At 71.4% G+C, this 11,710-nt stretch carries 8 protein-coding genes, 1 pseudogene and 1 other annotated feature; of the genes and pseudogenes, 3 read left to right on the top strand and 6 right to left on the bottom strand.

The features are described from left to right. Positions 1 to 170, top strand: a sequence feature (most likely nonfunctional fraction of RNA operon). Between the two features lie 178 nt (positions 171 to 348). Both IF20_RS39325 and IF20_RS25325 read left to right on the top strand, forming a co-directional pair. Further along, a complete protein-coding gene (locus IF20_RS39325; protein ID WP_199896734.1) occupies positions 349 to 1,638 on the top strand; it encodes a hypothetical protein in 1,290 nt (429 codons plus the stop codon). After that, a pseudogene (locus tag IF20_RS25325) lies at positions 1,620 to 2,255 on the top strand (tetratricopeptide repeat protein); the annotation flags it as partial. The gene IF20_RS39325 and the pseudogene IF20_RS25325, both read left to right, overlap by 19 nt. A 610-nt stretch (positions 2,256 to 2,865) precedes the next feature. Here IF20_RS25325 and IF20_RS25320 read toward each other — a convergent pair. The 5 genes from IF20_RS25320 to IF20_RS25300 form a co-directional block, all read right to left on the bottom strand. Next, positions 2,866 to 4,698 carry an IucA/IucC family protein gene (locus IF20_RS25320; RefSeq protein ID WP_052867615.1) on the bottom strand — a complete coding sequence of 611 codons (1,833 nt, stop codon included), beginning with the start codon at positions 4,696 to 4,698 and terminating at the stop codon, positions 2,866 to 2,868. Beyond that, on the bottom strand, positions 4,695 to 5,291 hold the full coding sequence (locus tag IF20_RS25315; protein ID WP_052867614.1) for a GNAT family N-acetyltransferase: 597 nt from the start codon (positions 5,289 to 5,291) through the stop codon (positions 4,695 to 4,697). The genes IF20_RS25320 and IF20_RS25315 overlap by 4 nt, the downstream gene beginning before the upstream one ends. Continuing rightward, positions 5,288 to 6,610, bottom strand: coding sequence for a lysine N(6)-hydroxylase/L-ornithine N(5)-oxygenase family protein (locus tag IF20_RS25310; protein WP_052867613.1), 1,323 nt, complete (start codon positions 6,608 to 6,610; stop codon positions 5,288 to 5,290). The genes IF20_RS25315 and IF20_RS25310 overlap by 4 nt, the downstream gene beginning before the upstream one ends. Before the next feature lie 21 nt (positions 6,611 to 6,631). After that, positions 6,632 to 8,182: a pyridoxal phosphate-dependent decarboxylase family protein gene (locus tag IF20_RS25305; RefSeq protein WP_052867612.1), complete on the bottom strand. Its 1,551-nt coding sequence runs from the start codon at positions 8,180 to 8,182 to the stop codon at positions 6,632 to 6,634. A gap of 164 nt (positions 8,183 to 8,346) precedes the next feature. Beyond that, positions 8,347 to 9,606, bottom strand: coding sequence for a DUF1015 family protein (locus IF20_RS25300; protein ID WP_052867611.1), 1,260 nt, complete (start codon positions 9,604 to 9,606; stop codon positions 8,347 to 8,349). 109 nt (positions 9,607 to 9,715) lie between these two features. On the opposite strand from IF20_RS25300, the gene IF20_RS25295 reads away from it, so the two are divergent. Next, positions 9,716 to 10,741 (top strand): HAD-IIA family hydrolase, encoded by a 1,026-nt coding sequence (locus IF20_RS25295; RefSeq protein ID WP_052867640.1) that lies wholly within the window; start codon positions 9,716 to 9,718, stop codon positions 10,739 to 10,741. A gap of 51 nt (positions 10,742 to 10,792) precedes the next feature. Here IF20_RS25295 and IF20_RS25290 read toward each other — a convergent pair whose 3' ends face one another. Continuing rightward, positions 10,793 to 11,671, bottom strand: a complete 879-nt coding sequence (locus tag IF20_RS25290) for a siderophore-interacting protein (protein WP_052867610.1) — start codon at positions 11,669 to 11,671, stop codon at positions 10,793 to 10,795. Between the last annotated feature and the right edge of the window lie 39 nt (positions 11,672 to 11,710).

Here is an 11,710-nt window from a genome sequence, read left to right as displayed (position 1 = left end):
ACTGGGTTGATAGGCCAGATATGGAAGCCCGGTAACGGGTGGAGTTGACTGGTACTAATAGGCCGAGGGCTTGTCCTCCGCCCGGTTACATTTCGAACCCGGAAGCTAAGCCTTTCAGCGCCGATGGTACTGCAGGGGGGACCCTGTGGGAGAGTAGGACGCCGCCGAACAATCTTTCAGGACCCCTGGTCCCAGCGACATGCTGGGACCAGGGGTCCTTTTTGTTTTTGTCGAAGCGCGCCGAAGTGGTCGGTGCGCGAGAATGACCAGCAGTACCGAAGACAGGAGTCACGTCGATGTCCACCAACTCTCCCGACGACCGATCGGAGCGCCAGCCGCGCTGGCGCGATGGTGGTGACCGGCGCGACGGTGGCGGCTTCCGCCGCGATGACCGACGTGACGATCGCGGTGGGGACCGCCCGCGCGGCCCGCGCCGCGACGACCGTGGCGGCGAGCGCGGCGGTTTCCGCCGTGATGACCGCGGCGGTGCGGGGGGCGGCTTCCGCCGTGACGACCGCGCCCGTGGCCCCCGCAGGGACGACGACCGTGGCGGCGAGCGCGGTGGGTTCCGTCGCGACGACCGTGGCGGCGAGCGCGGTGGGTTCCGTCGTGATGACCGCGGTGGCGAGCGTGGCGGTTTCCGTCGCGACGACCGTGGCGGTGACCGCGGTGGTTTCCGTCGCGATGATCGGCGTGACGGGGAGCGCGGCGACTTCCGTCGCGACGACCGTCCGCGTGGGCCGCGCCGGGACGATGACCGCGGTGGCGACCGCGGTGGGTTCCGTCGTGATGACCGCGGCAACGACCGGCGTGACGACCGTGGCGGCTTCCGTCGCGACGACCGTCGTGATGGTGACCGCGGTGGCTTCCGCCAGGACGATCGTGCGCGCGGGCCGCGCCGGGACGATGACCGCGGTGGCGAGCGTGGCGGCTTCCGCCGCGACGACCGAGACCGCGGCAACGACCGTCGCGACGACCGTGGCGGTTTCCGCCGGGACGACCGCCGTGATGGAGACCGCGGTGGGTTCCGTCGCGATGACCGCGGTGGCGACCGTGGTGGCTTCCGCCGCGACGACCGAGACCGCGGCAACGACCGTCGCGACGACCGTGGCGGCTTCCGCCGGGACGATCGGCGGGACGGTGACCGTGGCGGCTTCCGCCGGGACGATCGTGCGCGCGGGCCGCGCCGGGACGATGACCGCGGTGGCGAGCGTGGCGGCTTCCGCCGCGACGACCGAGACCGCGGCAACGACCGGCGTGACGACCGCGGTGGCTTCCGCCGGGACGACCGTCCTCGTGGTCCCCGTCGGGACGACGACCGTGGCGGCTTCCGGCGTGACGACCGGCGGGACGGTGACCGCGGTGGCTTCCGGCGTGATGACCGGGGAGGCGACGACCGGGGTGGTCGCCGGCCGTACGGGCAGGGTGGCGGCCGGGGTCGCGACGACCGCGGTGGGTTCCGCCGTGACGACCGCGGTGGGTTCCGCCGGGACGATCGGCGGGACGGCGACCGGGGCGGGTTCCGCCGCGATGACCGGCGGGACGACCGCCGTGACCGGGAGCCGATCAAGCGGCTGCCGATCCCGGACGACGTCACCGGCGACGAGATCGACAAGGACGTGCGGCAGGAGCTGCTGAGCCTGCCGAAGACGCTCGCCGAGGACGTCGCGCGGAACCTCGTGATGGTGGCGAAGCTGCTGGACGAGGACCCCGAGAAGGCGTACGGCTACTCCCGCGTGGCGCTGCGCCTCGCGTCCCGTGTCGCTGCCGTCCGTGAGGCGGCCGGTTTCGCCGCGTACGCCTTCGGCAAGTACAGCGAGGCGCTGGCCGAGTTCCGCGCCGCGCGCCGGATGACCGGCAGCGCCGAGCTGTGGCCGGTCATGGCCGACTGCGAGCGCGGCATGGGCCGTCCGGAGAAGGCCCTCGCGATGGCCGGCGAGCCCGAGGTGCAGCGGCTGGACAAGGCCGGGCAGGTCGAGATGCGGCTGGTCGCGGCCGGTGCCCGGCGCGACATGGGGCAGGCGGATGCCGCGGTCGTGACGCTGCAGAGCCCGGAGCTCGCGTCCCACGCGGTGCACCCGTGGACCGCGCGGCTGCGCTACGCGTACGCCGACGCGCTGCTGGAGGTCGGCCGCGAGGACGAGGCGCGCGAGTGGTTCGCCAAGGCGCTGGAGGCCGACCAGGGCGGTATGACGGACGCCTCGGACCGGCTGGCGGAGCTGGACGGCGTGGAGTTCACGGACGCGATGGCGGACGAGGACGACGACGCGGACGAGGACGACGACGCGGACGAGGACGACGACGCGGACGGGAACGAGGACGAGGCTGCGGCCGAGGCCGACGACCTGAGCGTCGGCGAGGACGAGGACAAGGTCGAGACCGCGGCCCGGACCGAGGTCGGGAAGAAGACCGAAGAGCAGGCCGAAGAGCGGGCCGATGAGCAGGCCGACACCGAGGAAGCGGGTGGTGCGGTAGAGGACGGCGACGCCGACCAGGCCAAGCCCGCCGCTCCCAGCGTGCCCACCTTCTCCGACGCTTCCAGCGCGGTCGACACGCCCATCGCCGCGGGTGAAGCGCCGCAGCAGCCGTTCGCCCAGGACGCGCCCGTCGAGGCAGCGGACGCCCAGAAGGCGGGCGTCAAGGACACGGGCGTCAAGGAGACGGGCGTCAAGGAAGCGGACGCCGCCGCCGATGCGGAGCGCGATGGCGACAAGTAAGCGCTGAGCCGCAGAGGCACGACGAAGAGGGCGGGAACCCGATGGGTTCCCGCCCTCTTCGTCATTCGTGCCGCCCGCCCCGGACCGTCGGGGCGGGCGGCGGGTTCGGCCGGACGCTGTCAGCGGGCGCCCGGCCGGTACCGCGGTGTCACGCCACCGCGGTCGTCTCCGCGGCCTTGCCCGGGGTCGTGCCCGGGGCGAAGCGGGCGATCGGGTTCTGCAGGTTGCCGATGAGCTGGAGGGCGCCCGCCGGGTCCTGGAGGTTGACCATCTCCTTGTTGTTGCGCAGCTGGAGACGGTTCAGGCAGGAGAGCGCGAACTCCTCGGCGAACATGTCGTACTGCGCGAACTTGTCCGCCAGCTGGGGCGTCGCTTCCTGGTACTCGGTCACGCACTCGGCGACCGTGCGCCAGAAGGTGTCCTCGTCGAGGATGCCCTCGGTGACGAGGATGCCGTTGAGGAAGCGGAAGAAGCAGTCGAAGACGTCGGTGAAGATCGACAGCAGCTTCTTGTCCTCGGGTACCTCGGCGCGGATGCGCTCGACGGCCGGCGGGAGGATCGCGTCCGGGTCCATCACCGCGATCTCCTCGGCGATGTCCTTGTAGATCGCGCGCTGCACGACGCCGTTCTCGATGACCAGGATGACGTTCTCACCGTGCGGCATGAACACCAGGTCGTAGGCGTAGAAGCTGTGCAGGAGGGGCGTGAAGTACGCCGTGAGGTAGCGGCGGAGCCACTCCACCGCGCTCAGGCCGGACTCGCGGATCAGCGCGCCCGCGAAGGAGGCGCCGTCGCGGTCGGTGTGCAGCAGCGAGGCCATGGTGGCGAGGCGCTGGCCGGGGGCGAGGGACGGCACCGGGCTCTCGCGCCAGAGCGCGGCGAGCATCTTGCGGTACGGGGAGCCCTTGGTGGTGGCCTCTTCGTACTGGCGGTGGTGGTAGCCGACGGCGGCGCGCTCGCGGATGATCGTCAGGCCGGTGGAGCTGAGGACCGGGTCGCTCTCGATGAGGCCGGCCAGCCAGTCGTTGATGGCGGGGGTGGCCTCCATGTACGCGGCGGAGAGACCGCGCATGAAGCCCATGTTGAGGACCGAGAGGGCCGTCTTGACGTAGTGGCGCTCGGGGTTGCTGGTGTTGAAGAAGGTGCGGATGGACTGCTGCGCGAGGTACTCGTCGTCGCCCTCGCCGAGGCAGACCAGGCGCTGCTGGGCGACCTCGGCGGCGAAGGTGACGGCGAGCTTGTTCCACCACTGCCAGGGGTGGACCGGCAGGAGCAGGTAGTCCGCGATGTCCAGGCCCTGCTCGGACAGCACCGAGGCGAAGCGGTTCAGCGTCGCCTCGCCCAGCTCGGCGCGCATGAGGGAGTCGTAGTCCAGGCCGGCGCCGGTGGTGAAGGTGGCGCGGTCGCGGCGGGCCGCGAGCCAGAGGAGGCGGACGGGGGCCGCGGCCTCAGGGGCGTACTGGCGGTACTCGTGGATGCCGAAGCCGAGGCGGCCGTTGTTGGCCACGAAGCAGGGGTGGCCCTCGGTCATGCCGGTCTCGATGTCCTGGAAGTCGGACTTGGCGAGCTCGTCGGCCGGGACGTGGTCCTTGGTGAGCTTGTACGCGGTGCCGGCGAGGGTGGAGCTGATCTCCTCCAGGTAGACCGGGAGGATCTCGTCGCTGAGGCCGAGGGCGCTGCGCAGCTCGATGAAGAACTCGACGGCGTCGAGGGGCAGGTCGGTGTCCTCGCGGTGGCGGGTGATCGAGTCGGCGTCGATCTGCCAGTGGTCGAGGGTGAGGACCTGGGCTTCGAAGCGGTACTCCACGGTGCCGTCGTCGCTGCGGACGGAGTAGCGGCCGTCCAGCAGGGGGCGGGGGGTGAGGAGCCGTTCGTGGGTGAACTCCGCGAGGGCCTTGCGGATGAGGAGGCGGCCGGCCCGGTCCCAGAGCTCGGGGGTGAGGTGGGAGACGGCGGCGCGGCTGTCGGTGGCGGCGTTCATCGGGTGGTCACTCCTATCGCCGCAAGGTACTGCTCGCGGGTGCAGGTGCTGAGGTAGGCGTCCTTCTCCGGCTTGGCGATCTGCCGGACGATCTCGAAGCCGACGGCTTCGTTGAGGGCGTGGACGGCCTTGTTGTGCACGTCGGGCTCGACGACGACGCGGGCGGTCGCCGGGTCGTCGAAGAGCATCGCCATGACGGTGGTGATGACGGCTTTGGTGAAGCCGTGCACGGGGGTGTCGCTGGGCGCGGTCAGGAAGTGCATGCCGACGTCGCCGGGCCGGGGCTCGTAGAGGCCGACCAGTTCGACGTGGGCCGGGTCGTAGCGCTCCATGAGGAAGGCGGGCGTGCCGTTGTGCAGGCCGATGTACGCGTCGTGGTGCTCGTTCGCGTCGATGGACTTGTACTCGCGCTCCACGTCGGCGAGGGAGGCGTCCTGCATCATCCAGAAGGAGGCTTTGGGGTGGGTGACCCAGCCGTGCAGCAGCTCGATGTCGCGCGTGAGGTCGAGCGGGCGTACGGCGAACTCGCCGAGCGCGGGGTCGGTACGGGTGAAGAGGGTGCCGGCCGTGGTGTCGTTGTTCGTGTTGCTCATCGGACGATGCCTTCCGGTGCTCCGAATTCCTGGAACGCGATGGTCTTCTCGACCGCGTAGGGCTGGCGGCCGAGCATCTCGGCGATGATGTACGCGTTGCGGTAGGGACCCATGCCCAGGTCGGGCGAGGTGATGCTGTGCGTGTGCACGCCGGCGTTCTGCAGGAAGACGCCCTGGCCGCTGTGGTCGATGCTGTAGTTGCGGGCGACGTCGAAGCGGCCGTGGCCGTCCAGCCGGATGCGGTCCTTGACCGGGGCGAGGAACTCGGGGATCGCGTAGCGGTAGCCGGTGGCGAGGATCAGGCCCTGGGTCTCCAGGGAGAAGTCCTTCTCCTGCTCCTCGTGGCGCAGGCCGAGGGTGTAGGTGCCGGTGGCCTCGTCGTAGGACGCGTCGTTGAGCGCGGTGTTGGTGAAGAGCCGGGTCTGCACCGGGCCCTTGAGGTTCTTCTGGTAGAGCAGGTCGAAGATCGCGTCGATCAGCTCGGAGTCGATGCCCTTGAAGAGGCCCTTCTGCTGCGACTCCAGGCGGTAGCGGGTGGCCTCGGGGAGGGCGTGGAAGTAGTCCACGTACTCGGGGGAGGTCATCTCCAGCGTGAGCTTGGTGTACTCCAGCGGGAAGAAGCGCGGGGAGCGGGTGACCCAATTGAGCTTGTAGCCGTGGACGTCGATCTCGGAGAGCAGGTCGTAGTAGATCTCCGCGGCGCTCTGGCCGCTGCCGACCAGGGTGATGGAGTCCTTGGCCTGGAGCGCTTCCTTGTTCGGCAGGTAGCGCGAGTTGTGGGTGAGGTCGCCGCCGAGGCCCTGGCAGGACTCGGGGACGTACGGCGGGGTGCCGGTGCCCAGCACGAGGCGGCGGGCGCGGTCGGTGCGCTGCTCGCCGGTCGTGAGGTCGGTGCCGTGGACCAGGTAGAGCCGGTCTTCCTCGTCGTACTCGACGGAGGTGACCGTGTAGCCGAAGCGGACGCTGCTCAGTTTGGCGGCGGCCCAGCGGCAGTAGTCGTTGTACTCCTCGCGCAGCGGATAGAAGTTCTCGCGGATGTAGAAGGAGTACAGCCGGCCGGACTCCTTGAGGTAGTTCAGGAAGGAGAACTCGGAGGTCGGGTCGGCGAGGGTGACCAGGTCGGCCATGAACGGCGTCTGGAGGTGGGCGCCTTCGAGGAACATCCCCGAGTGCCACTCGAAGTCGGGCTTGGACTCCAGGAAGAGGCCGTTCAGTTCGGCGAGGGGCTCGGTCAGGCAGGCCAGACCGAGGTTGAACGGCCCGAGGCCGATGGCGATGAAGTCGTGTTCGGTCGGGGCGTGCGGGGCGTTGGAAGGCACGGGGGTCTCCGGTGGGGACGGTCAGTGAGCGCTGGTGAGTTCCGGCGTGGCCTCGCGGGCGAGTCCGGAGCCGGCGTGCTCGGCGATCAGATCGAGGACCGTGGCGATGTCGCCGAGGGTCGTCTCGGGGTTGAGCAGGGTGAACTTGAGGTAGTGGCGGCCGTCCACGACGGTGGAGGCGATGACCGCCTCGCCGGAGGCGGCGAGCGCCTCGCGGGCGTAGAGGTTGATGCGGTCGACGGTCTCGGGGTCGACGTCGCCCTCGGGGACGTAGCGGAAGACCAGGGTGGACAGCTGCGGCCGGGTGACGACCTCGTAGCGGTCGTCGGTGTGCAGGAGCTGCCAGCCGTCGTCGGCGCGGTCCACGACGTCGTCGAAGAGCGCGCCGACCTGGTCGGCGCCCATGATGCGCAGCGTCATCCAGAGCTTGAGCGCGTCGAAGCGGCGGGTGGTCTGGAGCGACTTGTCGACCTGGTTGGGGATGCGCTTCTTGGCCATCCGCTCCGGGTTGAGGTAGTCGGCGTGGTACGTGACGTGCCGCAGGGTGGCGCGGTCGCGGACGAGGACGGCGCTGGAGCTGACCGGCTGGAAGAAGGACTTGTGGTAGTCCACGGTGACCGAGTCGGCGTTCTCGATGCCGTCGAGGTAGGAGCGGCGCCGGGATATCAGGAGTCCGCAGCCGTACGCGGCGTCGACGTGCATCCAGACGCCTTCGCGGGCGCAGAGCGCGGCGATCTCGGGGAGCGGGTCGATGGAGCCGAAGTCCGTGGTGCCGGCGGTGGCGACGACGGCCATCGGGATGAGGCCTTCCTCGGCGCAGCGCGTCAGCTCCTTCTCCAGGGCGTCGGTACGCATGCGCTTGGCGTCGTCGACGGGGATCGTGATGACCGCTTCGGGGCCGAGGCCCAGGAGGGTGGCGGCCTTCTCGATGGAGAAGTGGCTGACCTGGGAGGTGAGGATGCGCAGCCGGGTGCGGACGTCGGCGTCGTCCAGGTGCGGGTGCTCCTCGCGGGCGAGGCGGCGGGCCTCGTCCCGGGCGAGCAGCATGGCCTGCAGGTTGGACTGGGTGCCGCCGCTGGTGAAGACGCCGTCGGCGGTCTCGCCGAAGCCGATGCGGCCCGCGGTCCACTCGATGAGGCGCTGCTCGATGAGGGTGCCGCCGGCGCTCTGGTCCCAGGTGTCCAGGGAGGAGTTGACGGCGGAGAGCACGGCCTCGCCGACCACGGCGGGGATGACCACCGGGCAGTTGAGGTGGGCGAGGTAGCGCGGGTGGTGGAAGTAGACGGCGTCGCGGAGGTAGATGTCCTCCAGCTCGTCCAGGGCCGCCGACGCGTCGCCGAGCGGGGTCTCCAGGTCGATGCCGCGCACCGAGGGGGCGAGCCGGTCCGCGGTCATGCCGGTGAAGGGACGGTCCGTGGCCGCGAGTTTGGCGGCCACGCGGTCGACTCCGTCCCGCACTGCGTCGCGGTAGTGCTGAACCGTGGCGTCGTTGAGCAGGTGGCCCTTGCCGCCGGTGAGGGCGGAAGCAGGTGCCTGCGACGGGTCCTCGGCGGTGGGCGCGAGGAAAGTCATGAACGTGTCCTCCCTGGTACGGGCGTCGCCCGCGCTGGACGGGTGGGGAAGCCCCCCGTCCCGTCGACTGGTGAGGTAAGCCTAACCTAACCGTGTGTGCGGGTGGGCAGGGGGTACTCAGGGAGGCGCGCGTGAAAAGTGCCGAGGCGGTCGGGAGAGCTGTCTCAGGCGTCGACGTCGAGCGTGCGCAGCACGAGTCCGGTCGCCGGCTTCGGACCGAAGGAGGTCGACTTCCGCGGCATCGTCACGCCCTGCGCCGCCAGTTGACGCACCGTGTCCTCGTCCACGGCCCGCATCAGCACCGCCGTGCCGCCGTGCTTCGCCGCCTGGGCGAGCGCCGCCTCCGTGTCGTGGATGTAGCGGATGCCGTCCGGGCGGTCCGGAATCCGCCACACCTCGTCCAGCAGAACGGAGTGCAGAACGGTGGCATCCAGCCGCCGCCACGCCTCGGGCCGGTCCCTGCGCACCGCCCGCTCCAGCAGTTCCGGATCGGGCCGGTCCAGCAGCCGGAAGGTGTCCGGACCGGAGGCGAGCAGGAACGCGTTGCCTTCCGCTTCTTCCAGCGCCGCCAGCGCCTCCGGAAGCGGCCCGGGCACCTCGCGCACGCGGAACGATCCGTTCAGCTCCGCGACCGCCTGCTCCAGCGGCAGATGTGGCAGCACCCGGTGGATCGCCCGCACCCGCAACGGATAGCGGGCGGTGTCGACCAGCAGCACCAGGCCGCTGGACCAGGGCGAGTCGGACCCGGCCCCGTGTTCCGCGGCGAGCCGCTGGTACGTCGCCCAGCGGTGATGCCCGTCGGCGATCAGCGCCTGCCGGCCCGACAGGTCCGCGTGCACCGTCGCCAGCTCGGCCGGGTCGGTCACCGCCCACAGCCGGTGCGCGAAGCCGTCCTCGGTCGTGGTGGCCAGCAGCGGCGGCCGCTCCGTCGCGCGCTCGATCACCGCGGTGGCACCGCTCGCCGTGCCTTCGCCGCGGTAGGACAGCAAAAGCGGCTCGAAGTTTGCGGCCGCCGCACGCATCAGCGCGGCCCGGTCCTCGACGACCTCGGCGATCACGTCCTCGTGCGGCAGCACCGGGCCGTCCAGCGACAGCGCTCCGATGATGCCCCGCTGCAGCACGTCCCCCTTGCGCTGCTCGTACACGTACAGCGCCGGCGTCGGATCGGGCGTCAGGACCCCCTCCGCGCGCCAGCGGGCGAGCGTGTCCGCGGCCTTGCGGTGCCGGGTCGCCGGGTCGATGGCGTGCGGCAGGATCAACCGGACGATGTTGTACGGATCGGCGGTCTCCAGATGCCGGACCCCGTCGGGCCGGACCACCACGTCGTACGGGGGCGAGGTGACCGCGGTGAGACTGCTCACCCGGTGAGGTGCGTAGCGCAGTCCGCGAAACGTGTGCAGGCTCAGGCCGCCGGTGCTGGTCATTGGCAAATGCTATGCCGGTCGGGGTGGTGCGGGATGATCGGGGGAGAAGCGCAGAGCGACGCGAAAAAGCCTTTTGCGCGCGGTATGAACGGTGAAGGAGCTGGACGGCATGGACGAGCGGGTTCGCACCCGGCCCGAGGGCAGCGCGGCGGCGCTGAGCGCGGCGTACGACACGGCGCTGCTGGACCTGGACGGCGTCGTGTACGCGGGCGGGTCGGCCATCCCGCACGCCGTGGCGTCGCTGACCACCGCACGGGACGGCGGGATGCACCTGGCGTACGTGACCAACAACGCAGCCCGCACCCCCGACACGGTCGCCGCGCAGCTGTCCGGGTACGGCCTGCCGACGGAGGCGGGCGACGTCGTCACCTCCGCGCAGGCGGTCGCCCGGCTCATCGCCGGGCAGGTGCCCGAAGGGGCGAAGGTGCTGGCGATCGGCGGCGAGGGGCTGCGCGTCGCGCTGCGCGAACGGGGCCTGGTGCCCGTGGACTCCGCCGAGGACGACCCGGCCGCCGTGGTGCAGGGGTACGACCCCGAGCTGAACTGGGAGCGGCTGGCGGAGGCGGCGTACGCGGTCGGCCGCGGCGTGCCGTGGTTCGCGTCCAACACCGATCTGACGATCCCGAAGGAGCGCGGCATCGCCCCCGGCAACGGCGCGCTGGTGGAGGTCGTCCGCATCGCCGCCGGCGGCAGCCCGCAGGTCGCGGGCAAGCCGCAGCCGCCGATGCACCGCGAGACCGTGCTGCGCACGGGGGCGAAGCGGCCGCTGGTGGTCGGCGACCGGCTGGACACCGACATCGAGGGCGCGTTCAACGGCGAGGTGGACTCGCTGCTGGTGCTCACCGGCGTGACCACCGCCGCCGAGCTGCTCGCCGCGCCGCCGCAGCACCGTCCCACGTACGTGGACGCCGACCTGCGCGGCATCCTCGGGCCGCAGCCGGAGGTGACGGCCGCGGACGGCGGTTTCCGGTGCGGTGGCTGGGTCGCCTCGGTGGCCGAGGACGTACTCGTACTCGATGGCGAGGGCTCCCCTCTGGACGGGCTGCGGGCGCTGTGCGCGGCCGCCTGGACGGCGGCCGGGGCCGGCCGGTGCACCGCCGACGCCGCGAAGGCGCTGGCCCGCACCGGTCTGTAGCGGACATGCGAAAGGGCCCGCCCACCGGGAGGCGGGCAGGCCCCTGGGCGGTCAGTCCCGCGCGGCGGCAGCGGCGGCGTTGAACTCGGCGAGCAGCTGCTCCTCGCTCGCGCCGCGGCGCCAGTAACCGGTGAACTTCACCGCCCTGCGGTCGAAGCCGCGCTCCTTGACCAGGTGCCGGCGGAGCGCCTTGACCGTGCCGGACTCGCCCGCGATCCAGGCGTACGGCACGCCCTCGGGCAGCTCGGCGCCGCGGATCGCGTCCACCACGCGGTCCGTACGGTCGGCGTCCGACTCCTCGCGCACCAGCCAGGTGATATCGGCGTCGGCGAAGGAGGGCAGCTCCTGGCGGTCCGCCGCGTGCGCGACCTCGATCCACACCTTGGCCTTGGTGCCCGGGGACAGCCATTCCAGGATGCCCGCGATCGCCGGCAGGGCCGTCTCGTCGCCGCTGAGCAGGATCCAGTCGGTGCCCTGCGGCGGGCGGAAGTCCACGCCGCCGTTGTCCTCGACCACCGGGCCCAGGATGCTGATCCGGTCGCCGGGCACGGCGTTCGCCGCCCAGCTGCCGGCCGGCCCCGAGGTGCCCTGCTCCGCGCCGTGCAGTGCGAAGTCCACGTCCAACTCCGGCTCGGGCAGCCGGCGCTGCGCCCGGACCGTGTAGGTCCGCATGATGCTGCGCTCGGCCGGGTCCTGCACGCGCCACGCGGCGTACCAGCCGTCGCCCTGGTCGTCGAAGACCGGGACGGTCTGGTGCGGCTGGGGAAAGAAGAGTTTCACCCGCTGGTCACGGCCGCCGGTCAGCAGTTCCGCCAGGCGCGCGCCGCCGAAGGTGATCCGGACCATCGAGGGGCCCAGCCGGCGGGTGCGCACGACATAGAGGTCGAAGAAGCGGAACGGCGCTGTGGTGGGCGCTGCGGTCGTGGTCATGCGGGGGAAACCTCCTTGGGGGAGTGGCGGGGGCCCGGC

Origin of the sequence: Streptomyces niger (assembly GCF_000718305.1) — a bacterium.
GTDB lineage: Bacteria > Actinomycetota > Actinomycetes > Streptomycetales > Streptomycetaceae > Streptomyces > Streptomyces niger.
Note: the sequence above shows the minus strand (reverse complement) of the source record. Positions and strands in the feature narration are given on the sequence as shown.